The sequence below is a fragment of the Paraburkholderia sp. JPY465 genome (genome assembly GCF_050436725.1).
In the GTDB taxonomy this organism is placed as follows: domain Bacteria; phylum Pseudomonadota; class Gammaproteobacteria; order Burkholderiales; family Burkholderiaceae; genus Paraburkholderia; species Paraburkholderia youngii.
Window position 1 is genome coordinate 960460 of the sequence record NZ_JBNDMT010000006.1, and the last position, 16637, is coordinate 977096.

General features: G+C 61.5%; 17 protein-coding genes, 1 tRNA gene and 1 pseudogene. 9 read left to right on the plus strand and 10 right to left on the minus strand.

Features of this window, described 5'->3' with window-relative positions:
* Positions 1-1265: 1265 nt before the first annotated feature.
* Positions 1266-2183, minus strand: a complete 918-nt coding sequence (locus QFZ94_RS37710) for a mechanosensitive ion channel family protein (protein ID WP_429463035.1) — start codon at positions 2181-2183, stop codon at positions 1266-1268.
* A gap of 595 nt (positions 2184-2778) precedes the next feature.
* Between QFZ94_RS37710 and QFZ94_RS37715 the strand changes: the two are divergent.
* From QFZ94_RS37715 to QFZ94_RS37725, 3 genes and pseudogenes are all read left to right on the plus strand, one after another.
* Positions 2779-3356: pseudogene (locus QFZ94_RS37715) on the plus strand (cytochrome b).
* 674 nt (positions 3357-4030) lie between these two features.
* Entirely contained in the window at positions 4031-4702 is a 672-nt protein-coding gene (locus tag QFZ94_RS37720) for a DedA family protein (RefSeq protein ID WP_368582566.1), read from the plus strand.
* A 47-nt stretch (positions 4703-4749) separates the two neighbouring features.
* Entirely contained in the window at positions 4750-5781 is a 1032-nt protein-coding gene (locus QFZ94_RS37725; RefSeq protein WP_429463036.1) for an AI-2E family transporter, read from the plus strand.
* 333 nt (positions 5782-6114) lie between these two features.
* Here the strand turns inward: QFZ94_RS37725 and QFZ94_RS37730 are convergent, their stop codons facing one another.
* Entirely contained in the window at positions 6115-6612 is a 498-nt protein-coding gene (locus tag QFZ94_RS37730) for a hypothetical protein (RefSeq protein ID WP_429463038.1), read from the minus strand.
* Positions 6613-6745: 133 nt separating this feature from the next.
* A complete protein-coding gene (locus tag QFZ94_RS37735) occupies positions 6746-6988 on the minus strand; it encodes a hypothetical protein (RefSeq protein WP_152854338.1) in 243 nt (80 codons plus the stop codon).
* Between the two features lie 233 nt (positions 6989-7221).
* Here QFZ94_RS37735 and QFZ94_RS37740 point away from each other — a divergent pair, with 233 nt between their 5' ends.
* The 3 genes from QFZ94_RS37740 to groL all read left to right on the plus strand — a co-directional run bounded on the left by QFZ94_RS37740 (position 7222) and on the right by groL (position 10046).
* Positions 7222-7860, plus strand: coding sequence for a diguanylate cyclase (locus QFZ94_RS37740; protein WP_429463039.1), 639 nt, complete (start codon positions 7222-7224; stop codon positions 7858-7860).
* Positions 7861-8029: 169 nt separating this feature from the next.
* A complete protein-coding gene (locus tag QFZ94_RS37745; RefSeq protein WP_026228167.1) occupies positions 8030-8347 on the plus strand; it encodes a co-chaperone GroES in 318 nt (105 codons plus the stop codon).
* Positions 8348-8423: 76 nt separating this feature from the next.
* Entirely contained in the window at positions 8424-10046 is a 1623-nt protein-coding gene (groL, locus tag QFZ94_RS37750) for a chaperonin GroEL (RefSeq protein ID WP_429463040.1), read from the plus strand.
* A 63-nt stretch (positions 10047-10109) separates the two neighbouring features.
* Here the strand turns inward: groL and QFZ94_RS37755 are convergent.
* From QFZ94_RS37755 to QFZ94_RS37770, 4 genes are all read right to left on the minus strand, one after another.
* Positions 10110-10182 (minus strand) — tRNA-Lys (locus QFZ94_RS37755).
* A gap of 42 nt (positions 10183-10224) precedes the next feature.
* On the minus strand, positions 10225-10788 hold the full coding sequence (locus QFZ94_RS37760; protein WP_410851017.1) for an Hsp20/alpha crystallin family protein: 564 nt from the start codon (positions 10786-10788) through the stop codon (positions 10225-10227).
* A gap of 148 nt (positions 10789-10936) precedes the next feature.
* Entirely contained in the window at positions 10937-11344 is a 408-nt protein-coding gene (locus QFZ94_RS37765) for an Hsp20/alpha crystallin family protein (protein ID WP_429463041.1), read from the minus strand.
* A 15-nt stretch (positions 11345-11359) separates the two neighbouring features.
* Complete coding sequence (locus QFZ94_RS37770; protein WP_429463042.1) at positions 11360-11800, minus strand: Hsp20/alpha crystallin family protein; 441 nt, start codon at positions 11798-11800, stop codon at positions 11360-11362.
* Between the two features lie 247 nt (positions 11801-12047).
* On the opposite strand from QFZ94_RS37770, the gene QFZ94_RS37775 reads away from it, so the two are divergent.
* The 3 genes from QFZ94_RS37775 to QFZ94_RS37785 all read left to right on the plus strand — a co-directional run bounded on the left by QFZ94_RS37775 (position 12048) and on the right by QFZ94_RS37785 (position 13911).
* Positions 12048-12431: a hypothetical protein gene (locus tag QFZ94_RS37775; RefSeq protein ID WP_013093386.1), complete on the plus strand. Its 384-nt coding sequence runs from the start codon at positions 12048-12050 to the stop codon at positions 12429-12431.
* 719 nt (positions 12432-13150) lie between these two features.
* Positions 13151-13384, plus strand: a complete 234-nt coding sequence (locus QFZ94_RS37780) for a hypothetical protein (protein ID WP_429463043.1) — start codon at positions 13151-13153, stop codon at positions 13382-13384.
* A 155-nt stretch (positions 13385-13539) separates the two neighbouring features.
* Positions 13540-13911, plus strand: a complete 372-nt coding sequence (locus QFZ94_RS37785; protein ID WP_410842360.1) for a hypothetical protein — start codon at positions 13540-13542, stop codon at positions 13909-13911.
* Between the two features lie 549 nt (positions 13912-14460).
* Here QFZ94_RS37785 and QFZ94_RS37790 read toward each other — a convergent pair.
* The 3 genes from QFZ94_RS37790 to QFZ94_RS37800 form a co-directional block, all read right to left on the minus strand.
* Complete coding sequence (locus QFZ94_RS37790) at positions 14461-14754, minus strand: hypothetical protein (protein ID WP_429463044.1); 294 nt, start codon at positions 14752-14754, stop codon at positions 14461-14463.
* Positions 14755-14903: 149 nt separating this feature from the next.
* Positions 14904-15761, minus strand: a complete 858-nt coding sequence (locus tag QFZ94_RS37795; RefSeq protein WP_410842362.1) for an ABC transporter ATP-binding protein — start codon at positions 15759-15761, stop codon at positions 14904-14906.
* Positions 15758-16636, minus strand: a complete 879-nt coding sequence (locus tag QFZ94_RS37800) for an ABC transporter ATP-binding protein (RefSeq protein WP_429463045.1) — start codon at positions 16634-16636, stop codon at positions 15758-15760. The genes QFZ94_RS37795 and QFZ94_RS37800 overlap by 4 nt, the downstream gene beginning before the upstream one ends.
* Position 16637 lies beyond the last annotated feature (1 nt).

Here is a 16637-nt window from a genome sequence, read left to right on the forward strand (position 1 = left end):
TTGGCGCTACAAGCTTCTGCTTGGTTTCAACCGTTAAGAGAAGTGTAAGGAAATAGTAAACAAGGGTAAACACCTACCTTGCAAGGGACTATTGCGTGAAATGCAATAAATTGGACCTATTAACGCAACACCGCCGATTTGCCGCACGAATTAGATGATATTCGCATGCGGGTACGGGACAAAAATGGCCGTCGTCGCTCGCGCACGTCAAAGTCGGAATTGTTGACGTCGCCCGACGCGCTCGAGCGGTTGAACGGGCCGTCGCGTGATCAACGGACAGTGGGCGTCGATCGCATCGAAGAAGCTGCTGCGTGCCTTGTTGCTGCAGGTGTGTCAATCGCGAGCGCACGCTGATGGAGCAGATGCGCCATGCCTGCTGATTCGCTGATTCGTCAGGCCGGCCATCGAACATGCGGTGCGGGGATCGTCCGGTGTTATCGAAGAACGTGAGGTTCCTGGACGACTTGAAGTGTTCCTGTACGGCTTTTCATAAACCTTCATCGGTACTCCAAAGGATCCGCAAATTCGTCCGATATTGAATTTGAGCGACATGTGACGTTGGCCCGGTTTCGCGGACAGATTTGTAGTCAGCCATTTTGATGCGGGCTAGCCTCCGTTAACAGTTGACTCGCGGGTCGTCCACGGCCGGACGGCGGGTCGCTTCGCTCGACCATGACGCTGTGCGGCGGTGAGCAACCCGCGATGCGATGTCGGTTGATGTGGCGCATGCAGGTTTTCAAATTCGAGCGGCGAGCAATAACCGATGCGGCTGTGCAGGCGGAGCTCCACAGATCATCGCCTGTTCGTCGAGCACCGTTGGGGCTCGGTCGTTATACAAACCCCCGCTCGTTCTCGCCGCCGATGCAATAGATCCCGGAAAAATCACCTGGTTGAATGTGCGGCGGCCTCCTTTATTGCTGCTACATCGTCCGTCACTGCACCCTCGTTGCGGGACGTGGAGAAGGGTCAATGCAGTGGCCTTCGGGGCCAGCCGTGACGTAGGCGAGCGCCATTTCGTCCAACGCGGCAGAAATGGATGCGCTCGATAGACGCGCGTGGGCATGGGCATGTATCACGACCTGCGGTGGCAGGTCGAGGGCAACCGGAATCCTCGACACTCACAACCCGGTGGAACAACGTCTTTCGATCAGGTTGCGTCTCACCAGGGTTGACGCAAAGGTAGCTTGATATTGACCCCTTCGGTTTCAAGCTCGCGCATTCCGATCTCGGTGCATTCAACAATTTGCGGGATCGAAGAACCGACGTTACACCCCTCGCTCCGGTTTTCTGGTCTGGGATGCCTCTGCCGGACCCGCAGGCGTATCGGCGGCCGCCGCTGCCGTCGCATTTTGTACGATGTGCAACTTTCTGGCGCGCAACGGCAGCGAACATTGCGCGTCGGTCAGTGTTTGACGCACTTTGCGCGCGAGTTCCCAGCGCATGGTCCAGAACATGTCCGTGTTCGACCAGACGCGGATATTCAGTACCGCCGTGCTGTCGTCGAAGCGGATGACCATCACCTGTGGAGCGGGATCAGTAAGCGCACGCGGATCGGCCGCGGCGAGGTTGCGCAGTGCATCGAGCGCGCGATGCACATCGTCATCGATCGAGATCTCCACTTCGAGGTCGAGTCGACGGATCGGATTACGGCTGAAGTTGCGTATCGAGTTGCTCCACAACGTGCTGTTTGGCACATATTCGCAGATGCCGTCGGGTTTGGTGAGGCGCGTCGTGAACAGGTTGACTTCGACGACCGTGCCCGCGACACTGCCGGATCCGCCCTCGATAAAGTCGCCGACTTTGAAGGGCCGCAACACGATCAGCATGATGCCGGCCGCGATGTTCTGCATCGTGCCTTGCAGCGCGAGACCGATCGCAAGGCCGGCGGCGCCGAGCACGGTAATGATGCTGGCCGTCTGGACGCCTAATTGCGACAGCGCGCCGACAATCGCGACAATGCGAACGCCCCACAGGCCGACGTCGCATAGGATCGGTCGTAGCGTGGCGTCCATGCGTGGTTGACGCGCGAGAAGGCGGCTCAACGACACCGAAGCGCGGCGCGCGACCCACCATCCGATGATCAGTATCGCCGCAGCGGCGCACAGACGGATCGAGAACGCGGCGAGCGTATCCAGCAGGAAGTCCCATCTGTCCGGACTGATTTCGACGAGAAGATTCCCCATATGTATTCGTGATGCCTCTATTGGACACAGCGGCTAGATTAGGTATCACGGCACTGGCCTGTCGCCGAGGACCCTACCACGCGGCGATAGCAGTTCCGTCGGCCTCGCCGTTGCTTCAGCATAGGAAAGAATCGTTGCGCAGGGAAGACGCGCCAGAACGAGCCTCGTCAGACGGACTCCGCGGGTCGTACCTGCTCAAGCGCGATGACCGCTCGCGTAGACCATCGGGCCCGTGTCCCCATGGCGTGGGCTTATTCCCGTAGGGTAGTCTTGAGGTTCCGCGCGTGGTAGGAGGGCATTGAGTCCAATGCAGTTGGTGGACCGCCGTCAGCCGGCGCACCGCGGAACTTCCTACGTGAGTGCCCATGAAGATAATGCGCCGTGGGTGTGCTGACGACCGGGCGGCTGGTGGCTGAAGGTTTCGACCATCCAGCGCTTGACACGCTGTTGCATCAGCACTTCGATTGGGCTGCCGCCTGTCTGAGAGGGACGTTTTGTTCGTAACGCAGTGCGTTGTCTACACCAAACGCAATACCGTCAGTCGTACAATCGGCGAATCGATGCTCGGTCCACACCTTTCTCCAACGAGGTGACTATGTCGGTCACGGCCCGTTATGATGGCATTTCACGGTTTCTTCACTGGTTAATCGCTGCACTCGTCACTGCCCAAATCTAAGTTAGGCATGGACCATGCCGGACGTTCATAACGGCACGAGGGCGGTCGGCCTAATCGCCGGGCACCTGTTGGTAGGCACTGTGCTGCTGGCGGCCATGATGTGCCGCGTTCTCTGGCGTATTTCGCATCGACCGCCGGACATCAAGATCGCACGGCCATTGCGCATCATCTCCGCGGTAACGCAGTTTGCGCTATACACACTGCTGATCGTAGTGCCCCTGCTTGGTTGGATTAATGCCTCTTCGCGTGGCTGGAACGTCACATTGCTCTCGGCCGCTATCCCACTGCCCGCATTGTCGTCGACCGGCTCCTCCTTCGATCACGAAATGGGTGATGTTCATGGTGTCGTTGCGTGGGTACTGTTCGCCCTGATTTGCTTGCATGTTACAGGGGCGCTACTGCATCGGTTCGTCTTTCGCGATCAGGTTTCGCAGCCATTGTGGGCCGAATCGGCGAAGTCGGCCAGAATGAGCGGAGACAGCTCCAAGCCGAGATAGCGCTTCAGGCAACAGCAAATCTCCTTGTTTGACATTCCTTCCCTGGTTGCGCCGCTCGACGTACGCGCGCAGGTCCCCGGATCGCTCCGCATTCTCACCTTGGCAATGACCCAAAGGGCGTTGCTTGCTCCACGGTCGCCTCCGTGGTTCAGGCGACAATTGCTGCCGCCGTTTGAGGTCCGACGGCGAATCGTTGCCGAAGCGGTCGGGAGTGTTGAAGATCGAGCGTCCGGGCATGGCGTCGAGCGTCTTGAGCCCTTCTGTGAGCGCGAAAGACTGTTGGGTGCACGGTCTCAAACAACACGACATGCGTCCGCCGCCCGTTCACGGTCATGGCCCATGCCGCACGCCGACTGGCGTCAGGCTAATCGGCTTCCGTGCACGTCAAGCGCGTCTGAAGGCGAGCCAGAGCATTCAATCTCTAACTCAACGAGATCGAGCAGGCATGTCCAGCGCGAGAAGCCAGCCGTGTGCACGCTAGCAGAGCCTTGCCGCAGGCGGTGGGGCACCCAGGCGCCCCCAGTCCCCGCACTCGGTACGCGAAACGGCGCGATCCGGCTGCTCGCGACGTCATGATGCCCAACGCGATTGCGCCCGACTAGCTCATTGAGCGGGACTGCCGCGCGCTTGTCGCTATACTTTCCTCTCGACGAGCGCTCACGTGGCCGGCCCGTATGGCGATGTTCATCCAATTCCTCTTGCAACTGGAACAGGACCTCGAAACGCTGCTGGTCCAGCATGGACCGTTGGCCTACGCAATCATCGGGGCGATCGTCTTCGGCAGTGTCGGCGTACTGCCGCTCGTCATTCTGCCCGCGGACATGCTGCTGTTCATGTCCGGGGCACTCGCTGCCGTCGGTGTGCTGCAGCCTCTGTGGCTCGCGCCGTTGCTGGTCGCCGCCGCGATTGGAGGAACAGTGTTCAACTATGCGCTGGCACGTGCCGTCGCCTCGGTATGGAAACCGAAGCGCAGTGGCTGGATCGACAAGGTAAGTGCGCGAACTCGCGCGCTCTATGCACGTCACGGCGCCGCGCTGCTGCTGTACTCTCCGTTCATCGCAATCGTCCGCGCGGTCGCGCCCGCGCTCGCCGGCGCGTTGAAGATGCCGTTTCGCCGCTTCGTGCGATTCGCGACCGGTGGCGCTGTGATCTGGATATGCTCACTCGCGGGGCCCGGTTATTTTTTCGGCAACGTGCCATGGGTGCGCTCGCATCTGCCGGCTGCGATGGCGATCGTGATCGGCGTGGGGGGCGTCGCGCTCGTCGTTAGCCTGTTGTGGCGAGGACGGCACAAGCGCCGTATCGGCGATTCGATGCTACCCGACGAAAGATCCCGCTGCGACTGAGGCGCCCACCCACAACCCAGCAAGCAGCGCTGCTCGCGAGGAAACGCATGAATCAGGGTCTGCTGAAATGCACGTGCGCGGCCATACTCGCCACACTGTTCGGGTCGGGACTGTATGTCGGGCGCCCCGTGCTGGTGCCAATTGCGTTCGGCATCATCGCGACTTACGTGGTCTTCGGCCTCGCCAATCTGCTGCGCAGCTTTCCCTACGTCGGTGCACGCCTGCGGGAAGGCCCGCGCCACGCAATCGCTGCGACGCTGATGCTCTTCACGGTCTACCTGTCGGTCAGCCTACTGCTGTCCGACAGGGACCGGCTGATGGCCGTCGCGCCGAAGTACGAGGCGACGTTGCTCATACTGCTTACCAAATTCGCTGCGCTTCTGCACATCGAAACGGAGGCGAACTGGGCTGCGATACGTCGCGATCTGTTAGCGAGCGTCAACGTGCAGGCGATCATGACCGCTACTCTGTCGTCGGTGTCGTCGCTCTTCGCGGCGATCATCGTCGTGCTGCTTTATGCTACGTTCTTCCTCATCGAGCACGCGAAATATCGCCGCAAGCTGGTGAACTTCGCGGGCGGCTCGGCGCGCATCGTGTCGGTAATCGACGAGATCAACTCAAAAATCGGCATCTATCTCGCCATGAAGACCCTGCTCGGCGCAATCCTTGGCATCGCGAGTTGGATCTGCATGTGGCTCGTCGGACTCGAATTCGCAGAGCTTTGGGCGGTGCTGATTGGCCTGCTGAACTTCATCCCGTATGCGGGCTCATGGATTTCGGTCGCGGTGCCGACGCTGCTCGCGGCGCTGCAGTTCGGCCAGTGGAACGCGGCAATCGTGCTGTTCATCTCGCTCACGCTCGCGAACTTCATAGTCGGCCATCTTCTCGATCCATGGCTGATGGGCGGCTCACTGAACCTGAGCCCCGCGATAATCCTGATCAGTCTGGCAGTTTGGTCGTCGATCTGGGGCATCGGGGGGGCCTTCCTCGCAGTGCCGATCACTGTCGGCCTGGTCATCGCGCTTTCGGCGTTCGAATCGACACGTCGTTTCGCGGCTCTCCTGACGAACGATGACTAACATGTTGAGGCGACGCGACGAAGCGCTCGATTGCCCCGGGGGGGAAGCTTGACGAGTCCGCGTGCGACGACCGGTTCAATACCAGTGAAGCAGGTTTGCGACGTTCTCGGTGTGGCGCGTTCAATGTGGCGGTAACACTTGCTCGACCCTGCAGCGAGCGGGCGAGCCAGTGCGCCACTCCATTAATGCCAAGCGTCTTTATCGCGTGATGCGCATACAGTTCGGGATGGCCGAGAGTTTTGGGAGGACGCGATGAAGGTTCCCAACGAGGGGAATTCGACCCTACGACACCTGTGCTCCCAACGAGGGGAATTCGACCCTACGACACCTGTGCTAGTTGCGCTGGAGCGAGCGAGGCACCAGCGAATTCACATCGCGGCCGACTGGCAGCCCGATCGCCGAGAGAAGGGATCGGGCCTCGCTGAAACCGCTCTCGGGATAGCGCTCGAATATCCGGTTAAATTCTTCGGCAAGCAGACGGGCACGTTTCGGCACGGGAGCGTCTGGTCCCAGCATCAAGGCGGTTCGTCCGAACTTGACTGGTCCAGCCTTGATTACGGCGCGCAGAGCCGAATTCGCGCTGCCGCGCCCGAACAACTCCATGCCGTATGTGCGGATCATCGCGCGCACGATTGCTTCAGCAGCAGGTGTAAGCGGCGGCAAGGCCTGTACCAGCCGCAGATGCGGCGAGCGCACATCCGGCGCGGTGAAGCGTCCGATATCTTCTATGTCGGCCTCCAGCCTATGAACCGGTAGGTCGGCACTGAAAAGCAGCAGCCGTATGTGGTCGTAGAACGCGTCTTCGGCTGGATCGATGACTGTAGTCTCCATCGTTCTTTTTCCTTGGGCGGCGACGTTGGCCCAACCGGACCAGGGCGAAACTGCAAGAGGCGAGGCGGGCGGTGCGGGCGTGCCGCACGGTACCCGCTTCGCTTCTCGGCGGCTGGCATCGGGTCGGTGCTCTTTAGGTCCGTCGGACATACCGTTCCGAAACGACCGAGCGTCCATGGATCCAGGCGACCGCAAGCTCCAGCGCTTCATCGCGCGCCTCCTCCACGTTGGAGAAGTCTCCATCAACGCCGAGCGTGCGTATCTCGCCTGCCCGATCGGTGATGACGGCCGTCGCTGCGTAGCGACCCTTCTCGGTGGCCGTAACCACCGGCCTGATCTCACAGCCGTGATACTCCATCATGTTCTCCGCTTGCATATCACACCTCCGGCAGAGTGTTGTACCTCAGGCGACACAGATGATTCGGGATATGCAGCATCTCACGAAGCGCGAACCTGACCACGCGCTCCAGTTCGCCTGCCCGTGGGATGCCCCACCGACAAACAGATCGAAACACGCAACGCTTGGTCGCGACTGCCTGAGCGATGGATAAAATAGCGCAAGGAACGCAAATTTCAAGAGGCCCTGCAACATGTCATCCGGGAGGCTTCATGGAACTTTTCGACAGGCTTCAGGAGCAGATCGACACCGTGCGTCTGCCGCTCTTTGCCGTCACCGTCACGGCGGTGGCTCAGGTGAATACCCCGCTTTTTGCGATACTCCACTGGCACGGATTCCGGCGAGCGACGCCGCTTGTCCTGCCCGGCATCGAGATCCCGCGACGACCGGTTCCGGGGTCGGCCTTTCGCTTCGACGCACCGTGGCACAGCTTTGAGACCGTGGACGCCATGCTGCTGGATGCCGCCTGGCAATCCGGCGCGTGGGAAGTCGAGCGCGTCGAGCGACGAGGCTGCAACGTGATCGGTGCCAGCGAGGCCGAGGCGCTCGCTTGCCGTCAGGCGTTCGGAAACTATCCCGAGCACGGGGCCCGCGACCCGCAGCTTGTCAGCGACGATACAGACCGCGACGCGCTGATGCGTCTTGCCGCGCACAGCGGCTACCTGCGCTGGCTCTTCCGCCCGGTCAAGGGCGGCCTATGGGGCACGCTCAACGAACCCGACGACACCCTCGATGCGGATGGTGGACGCCAGCCGCCCTGTCCGGTGCTGCCTGAACCCCCCCGCCGGGATCGGCGCGGCCGCACGGTTTATCGCCTCGGCAAGGTGCAGCGCCTGCTGCTGCCGCGTTGAAATATTCTGTTACAAATAGACATTTTCACGCCCCTTGAAGCGCGGCATTGGCGCCTCTATTTCGCTTTCCGCCAGACATTGGCTCGGCTGCACCGCGGCGAACTACGCGCCCGGATGCCCGCAGCCGGATTCCCTTATTGGTGATCCTTTAATCGCTCAGGAGATGGAAATGCAGATTCGTCCCCTCTACGACCGGGTTATCGTCAAGCGAATCGAAACGCAGCGGACGACGGCTTCGGGCATCGTGATTCCCGATTCAGCGGCAGAAAAACCAGAACAAGGCGAAGTGGTCGCAGTCGGCAGCGGCCGGCTGCTGCAGGATGGAACGCTGCGCGCGCTCCAGCTGAAAGTCGGTGATCACGTGCTGTTCGGCAAATACGCAGGCCAGACCGTCAAGGTCGACGGCGAGGAGTTGCTCGTGATGCGCGAGGAAGACGTCATGGGAGTCCTCGAGGCCGACGCGGGCGCCGCCCGAAAGGCCGCCTGAAACCGCGTTCCGGTCGCGGACACCCGACCGGCTGTTCGCGACGCGTTTAGTCAACGACTTTACTAGGAGCAAGAACATGAGTGCAAAAGACGTCAAATTTCACGACAGCGCTCGTGCCCGTATCGTCAAGGGCGTGAATGTCCTCGCCGATGCCGTCAAGGTCACGCTCGGACCCAAAGGACGCAACGTGCTGATCGAGCGCAGCTTCGGCGCGCCGACCATCACGAAAGACGGTGTGTCGGTCGCAAAGGAAATTGAACTGAAGGACCGCTTCGAGAACATGGGAGCGCAGGTGGTCAAACAGGTCGCCTCGAAGACCGCTGACGTGGCTGGCGACGGCACTACCACCGCCACGGTGCTGGCGCAGGCCATCGTGCAGGAAGGCATGAAGCACGTTGCCGCTGGCATGAACCCGATGGATCTCAAGCGCGGCATCGACAAGGCTGTGGCCGCAGTGCTCGACGAACTGCGCAATCTGTCGAAGCCGATTTCCACCAACAGGGAGATCGCGCAGGTAGGTTCGATCTCGGCGAATTCCGACGAGGCGATCGGCAAGATCATCGCGGACGCGATGGAAAAAGTCGGCAAGGAAGGCGTGATCACCGTCGAAGACGGCAAGTCGCTCGACAATGAACTGGATGTGGTCGAAGGCATGCAGTTCGACCGCGGCTACGTGAGCCCCTACTTCATCAACGATCCGGAAAAACAGGCCGCGTATCTCGACGACGCATTGATCCTGCTGCACGACAAGAAGATCTCGAGTATCCGGGACCTGCTGCCGGCTCTCGAAGCGACTTCGAAGGCCGGCAAACCGCTGCTGATTGTCGCGGAAGATATCGACGGTGAAGCACTGGCCACGCTGGTGGTCAACGCAATGCGCGGCATCCTGAAAGTTGCGGCCGTCAAGGCCCCCGGCTTCGGCGATCGCCGCAAGGCCATGCTCGAGGACATCGCCGTGCTCACCGGCGCGACCGTAATCTCCGAAGAGACGGGCAAGCAACTTCAGAACGCAACACTCGAGGACCTGGGGCGCGCCAAGCGCGTGGAAGTTCGCAAGGGCGACACGATCATCATCGACGGCGCAGGCGACGAAAAGCGCATCGAGGCACGCGTGAAGTCGATCCGTGCGCAGATCGAGGAAGCGACTAGTGACTACGATCGGGAGAAACTGCAGGAGCGCGTGGCAAAGCTCGCAGGCGGCGTGGCCGTGATCAAGGTCGGGGCGGCGACCGAGGTTGAGATGAAGGAAAAGAAAGACCGCGTCGACGACGCGCTGCACGCGACCCGCGCGGCAGTGGAAGAAGGCATCGTGCCGGGAGGTGGCGTGGCGCTTTTGCGCGCGCGTTCGGCCGTGACGAGCCTCAAAGGCCTCAACAGTGATCAGGACGCGGGCATTCAAATCGTGCTGCGCGCACTCGAAGCGCCAATGCGCGTCATCGCCTCGAACGCTGGCGATGAGCCTTCCGTGGTCATCGCCAAGGTGCTGGAAGGCAAGGGCAACTTCGGCTACAACGCGGCCACTGGCGAGTTCGGCGATCTCGTCGAGGCGGGAGTGGTCGACCCCACGAAGGTTGCGCGCACGGCGCTGCAGAACGCCGCGTCGATTGCCGGACTGATCCTGACGACGGATGCAACAGTGGCTGAAGCGCCGAAGGACGAAAAGCCGGCGCAGGCGAGCGCGCCGGAACTGGAGTATTAACCGCTTCGGTTCCGCTCCGCACCGGTCAGCGAGGCTGACCGGTGCATTTTCTTCATGGCAATGTGGGTCGTACTGGATTCGAACCAGTGACCAACGGATTAAAAGTCCGCTGCTCTACCAGCTGAGCTAACGACCCAATCCTCTCTTTTTCGCCGTTATAGCGCTTCGGACGCTCGCCCTAACCGATATCGATCGTGCGACTCGTGGACGGGGCCGGCTCCGTTTTCGGCACGGTCAACGTGAGCACGCCATTGTCGAATTTCGCAAGCGCGCGACCGGGATCGGCGTATTCCGGCATCGGGATCGTGCGTACGAAGCGTCCATGAGCACGCTCCAGCCGATAGCAGCCGTTTTCCTCACTGTGCACGTCCTGCTTTTTCTCACCGCGCAGCACGATCGCGCCGTCCTCGACGCTTGCCCTCACGTCTTCGCGCTCCATCCCGGGCAGTTCTGCGGTGACGCGCAGCACCGGTCCCTCGTCGACAACGTCGATGCGCGGCTGGAAGCGCGATGAACTGAAGTCGCCGAACCATCGTTCCAGCGCGCCGCGGCCAGCAAACGGGTCGTGAAAGAACTCTTCCACTGCGCGCCACGGCTCGCGGGAGAACAGTCGCGGAATGTCGGGCCATGCGCTACGCCACGGTTCGCCGGCGGGCGTGCTCTCCGGGTTGTCCGCATCGGTCTTTCGCACAGTCCCGCGAAGGAACTTGAAGGGGTTCCACTTCTTCGGATCGCTGTTCATCGTTTCCTCCTCTGTGATCTGTCAGAGCGAACAGGATTGCGTTCTTGCGTCACGGCGCGATCAGCACCCGGGCCTGCGCTGTCGGAGGGTGGCAGCCAGGCCGCCGCCACCTCGGGTGCTTCCTGGCGTTGCCGCCGACGCGCCGACTTCAGCCCGTACGCACTTCGATCCGCCGCGGACGCGCTTCGTCGCGGCGCGGGATCGTGAGCTTCAGTACGCCGTCCTTCAGGCTTGCCTCGATCTTGGACGTATCGAAGTCCGGGGAGAGCGTGAAGGTTCGCGCAAAGCGTGGCTCACGGATCTCGGCATGCTGCAGCCGCAGATTTGCCGGTGTCGGCACGACCGCCTCGGCCTCGATGGTGAGATTGCCGTCATGAACCCGCACATCGAGCTTCTCTTTGGTGACTCCCGGCAGGTCCGCCCACAACGTGACGCCCTGGGCGTCCTCGTAGATATCGACAGCGGGAGTGATCGTCATCCGCCGCGCGGACGACCCGCTTTCGCTGCGCGTCACCGCGGACGGTTCGCGCTTGCTCAGTTCAGTGGTATCGCTCATTTTCGCCTCCTGGAATTACTGGACGGTGATCGCGCGAGGCTTCGACGATTCGCGCTTGCCGATAGCGATCGACAGGCAGCCATTCTCGTAGCGCGCCTCAACCTTGTCGGGATCTGCGTTCTCCGGCAGCTCGATGACCCGCCGGAACGCGCCAGTGAAGCGCTCCTGCGCATAGACCCGGGCATCCTCGCCGGTATCCGGTCGCGCTGGCTTGCGCTCACCGCTGATGGTCAGCAGCCCTTTATCGATCGATATGTCGAGTTCGGCCGCATTGACGCCGGGTGCAAACGCGACGATGTGAATCGAGTCGTCGGTGGCGCCAATGTTGACGGGCGGGAGCGAGCCGAGGCGGCTTGCCCGAAGACTGGAGGGGAAAGTACCGAAGAAGTTTGCCATCTGCCGCTGCAGCCGGTCGAACTCGCTGAAGAGGTCAGTGCCAGAGTAAAGATCGCTCATGATGTAGTTCTCCTCAGGTGACGCATCGAGGTGAACCAGCCTACGCGCTCCGGTTCGCCTGCCAGCGTCTGGCAAATAAATCGAAACACGCAGCGTACGATCCCGTGAGCACCGCACGTCTGCCTGAGCGAAACCTAAGATAGGCTCTGCGGCAGATTTTTCAAGGGAAGAGTGCAGGGGCACGCTTGAATTTTTTGAGGCCGGTCCTATTATCGCGGACGAGGCCGTTTGACCACAGGAGGAGGTCATGGAATTCGATACAGACTGGTTGACGCTGGGCCCGCACCGCGTGCGGCTGCGCTCGACGAAGGGCTTCCCGACGGAAGCCATGCGCAAGGCAGTGGAGGTCGTACGCATTGCGGTCGACAGCAACATGAGCGCCCGCGCGCGCCTCGTAGAAGTCGTCTGCCGCCAGGAGAAGATTTACGAAGTCACGATTGGCACAACAGTGGCGAAGGACAAGGCATGTGCGCCACAACTCGAGACGTTTATCGCTGGCGTGCTTGGCCTCCCATCGGACCACATCAACCTGATCGTCACGACGGTGGAACAGTCCGAAGTGGATTTGCACTTTGGCGTGTATGAGAGGATGCTCGCCGAAAAGCTCGGTACGGCGCCGCCAATCCAGTGACACGGCACGCTCGCAAGCGGAACCCCTAACTACGGGGTGTGCCAGTGTCTGGTCACGCGGATTCAGATGCTCAAAAGTCTGACGATTTCCCGTGTGGCGCGCGTTGCGACCTATCTTTGCGAGGCTGTGCGGCTGACGCCTTAGCTCGGCAGTACCAAGGCCTCGGCAGCATTGAAGAACTTGAATTTTTTAGTTAGTTAAACTAGTTTATATCCAGCTCAGGCAGTGTGCTGAATCATCCACTAATTGCACACTGCGTGTTTCGATTTGTTTGCCCCGCAGCATGGCAGGCGAACTGGAGCGCGCAAGCCCGTTCTCTTCCTTGCTGCCTATAAGGAGAAGACAATGAGCGACCTTCACCCTCGCCCGTACTCCAATCTGTTCGAGCATCTGAACCGCACGACTGCCTCCGTTCTCGACGTTCTACGATCGCTTCGGGAACGCGCTGGTCGCTTGCTCGATGCACAGGTCACCGCGATGCGAACCACGATCCGACGGTGGATCTCGCACATACGCAGGCGCTAGCGCAAAGTGATTGACAAAGCATGCGGCGCCGATGCCTTTCACCACAGCGGCGAATTGGACAGGGGCGCCACGCTCGCTTAGCCGTTGGCGCCACTGGCGTGCGCGACGTTTAGCCAGGCGATGACATGGTGATCCGATGAAGACGATAAAAATCGAGCAGTGCAACGGATACGAGATTGGTATCAGAACGGTCCTTGCATGACGGCAACGGCAGGCCAGAGGCGGACGCAACTTCGGCGGGCGGCTATGCTGCGTTCGTGCAGATCGCGCGTGACGGCGAGGTCTGCGTGGACTGGCACATGCCGCAGCGTCTAAGACGCTGGGCCGCGCGTGAGGATGCCGAAGCGCAGGCGAAGGACTACGCAGTTCACCTGGTCGAGCGGCGCCCATTCGACCGACCGCCGCCGGATTTCCCGCAGGCCGCCTGATGGCGGCGTAAAACCTGAGCAGAGGGAGGCAGTTTCAAAGAGATCGTGATGGAACTTCATTTGCGTTCGCATCGTTTCAATAGCCGCATCAGGGAAGTGGAAGGAAAGCAGTGACGTGCAGGCGAGCGTTACTCGGACGTCAAGAGGTTTGCGCCATGAAAAGACGATTGTGTGTCCTTGTCCCAGCAGCCATGATCGCTGGGTTATGGTCAGAGAACGTCATGTCGGCCAGCCCCCTGCCGACGTTGCCCCTGCAGCATGACATCTGGATCACCGGGACAGTGGAGCGTGGGGGCGGGAAGTACGCGCTGGGTGACTATCCGACGATAGTGCTGGATCGACCTTCCACTTCCCCCTGCAACGACAAGGTGCTCTCGGACATCCCTCTTGCCGACGGAGGCGAGGCAGCGCCCTCACTGCTGCTGCCGTACCTGAACCAGCGGGTTGCAGTCAAGGGACGCGTAAGCTGCCCTGACTCGGGCATTCAATTTACGCCGCAGCCGGACGTCGTGTTTCCCGTCTGGTAGGGCAAGGGGAAGCACACGACCATCACCTTTCGGCAGCGCCTGACCAGAGTCACATATCCGTGATCGGCGTCCCGACCATCGCGCGCGAGGGCAGGCAAGCCGGCCGTGCGGCTGCCGTTGCCACGCTACGCACGCTGCCGCAGTGCATCGACCAGCGCTAACGGCTTCGCTGGCACACGGCTGGTGGGCGGGAAGACACCTCTGATACCTGCATCTGGCGTTACCACGAGGGCAGGAGACGGACCAGCGTCCCCGCCGCGATATCGTTCGACGTCGAGAAATCCGGTAGCACCCCAATGCCTCCGCCCGCGAGTGTTGCGGCGCGGCAGGCCGTTGCCGTGTTTGTCACGATCGGGCTCTGGCAACGAACAGTGCATGTCGTGCCAGGGCGTGCCACGCGACTATCCGATGAAGGCCGTGCGCTCTTCGGGCGCACCGATACGTTCTTCATCGCCCCGGCTAATGTCTCGGATGACGCGGACGTCGCGCGCGGCGTGGGCGTCTGGCACCGAGGTGGCCTTCCCGGATTCCTGCGCGTCGACGACGATGTCACGCTGACCACGCGCGACTGTCGCGGGCAACAAGCTTCTCAGCACGATTGGCAATCTGCTGGTCGACCCGCGCGCGGGCCTGGTATTCGCAGACTTCTAGCACGGCGACCTGCTCTACGTCGCCGCCGAGGCGGAGGTCGTCTGGGACGGCCCCTTTCATGTTGGCGAGCTGCGGGGCAGTGAGGGGGACCTGCCGTTTCGCCGGACGTCGGCGCAATTTGCACGCGAACTGGTTCCTGAATCCGAGACGTGGATTCGCTTGCGTGGAGCCATTGAGCAGGAGACCGTTCATATCCGCTCGTTTCTGCTGGGGCGCGAGGGCGGGGACCGGCTGCCGGCATTTGAGTCGGGCCAGTCTCTGCCGATACGGCTTGCCGTGCCGTGCCACGCCGCGCCGCTGGTGTGGAGCTAAACATTGTCGGTGCACGCCGACCGCCGTCGCTACCGTATCAGCTTGGAGCGGCACGGTGTGGCATCTCGTTCATGCGTGATCTCGACCAGCGGCTGCGCGCACTGAACGGACAGCGCGTCCGCTCCGTCTACCGCGACCGACTTGCGCCGGTAGCCCGTGGTCGCGAGCAGCAGGCTGCGCGTGTATTCGTGCTCGATCTGCTGCGCGCGAATGGATGCGATATCGCGTTGCTCGACAATCTCACCATGGCGCATGACCGCGACGCGCGAGCAGAGAAAGCCCACCACCGCCAGATTGTGGCTCACCAGCATCATCGTCAAATTGCGTTCGCGATGAAGCCGTCTCAGCAGGTTGAGGATTTCGGCTTGCACGGACACATCGAGCGCGGACGTCGGCTCATCCAGCAGCAGCACGCGCGGTTCGACGATCAGCGCCCGAGCAATTGCGACGCGCTGCCGCTGCCCTCCGGACAGCTGATGCGGATAGCGGAAACGATAAGACGGACCCAAGCCGACTTCGCGCAGCGCATCGACAATGCGTTCTTCCTGCCCGCCGATGCCGTTGATGGTCAGCGGCTCGCGCAAGCTCTGATCGATTGTGAAGCGCGGATGCAGCGAGCCGTACGGGTCCTGAAACACCATCTGCACGTCGCGTCGGAAGGAGCGGTCGAGTTTTTCTCCGAGCACGTGCGAGCCGATTTTCATATGACCCCCGGCGACGGGCGCGAGACCGGTCAATGCGCGCAGGATCGTCGACTTGCCGGAACCCGATTCGCCGACCAGTCCGAACACCTCACCTTCTCCGACATGAAAGCTCGCCGCGCGCACCGCGTCGAAGCGGCCGGTCCTGGTTTTGAAGCGCACCGTCAAAGCGTCGACATCGATCATGCTGATTCTCCTGCCGGTTGCGTGAGCCATGCCGCGTCCCGCTTCAGCACGGGCAGTTGCTCGGGTGGATCGACAAGCGGAGGATTCGCCGCGAGCAGGGCACGCGTGTAGGGATGCTGCGCGTGGACGAGATCGCGCGCCGCGCAGGTTTCCACGACGCGTCCCGCGAACATCACGACGACGCGGTCGCAGAATGACATGACGAGGGGCAGGTCGTGGCTGATAAAAATGAGGCCAGTGTCATGCTTTGCGATCATCTCGTCGAGAATCCCGAGGACCTGCATCGAGACGAGCACGTCGAGCGCGCTGGTGGGTTCATCGGCGATCAGCAGACGCGGCCCGGACGACACCATCATGGCGATCATCACGCGCTGCCCCATGCCACCCGACAACTCGTGCGGGTAGGAGTCGGCGACACGCTCCGGATCGCGGATATGCACCGCTGCCAGTGCCTCGATGATTTTCTCGCGTATCTCGCGGCGGCCGAACTTCGACCCGTGCAGTTCGAACGCTTCGCGCATTTGCTGCGCGACGGTCATCACCGGGTTCAGTGAGTATTTCGGATCTTGCAGGATCATGCCCATCTGCTGGCCGCACAGTTGCCGGCGCTTGCGCGCCGGCATGGCAAGCAGATCCTGACCGTCGAACTTCATCGCCTTCGCATGACATTGCGCCTCAGGCGGAAGCAGGCCGAGCAGCGCGCGCCCGGTCAGCGACTTGCCGGAACCGGATTCGCCGACGATGCCAAGCCGCTCGCCGCGCCGCAGCGTCAGCGAAAGGCCGCGCACCGCTTCGCTCAATTCGCCGCCATGACCGCGAAAGCCGATTCGCAGGTCGTCGATTTCACACAAAGGCTGGGCCATATCGATTGGCATG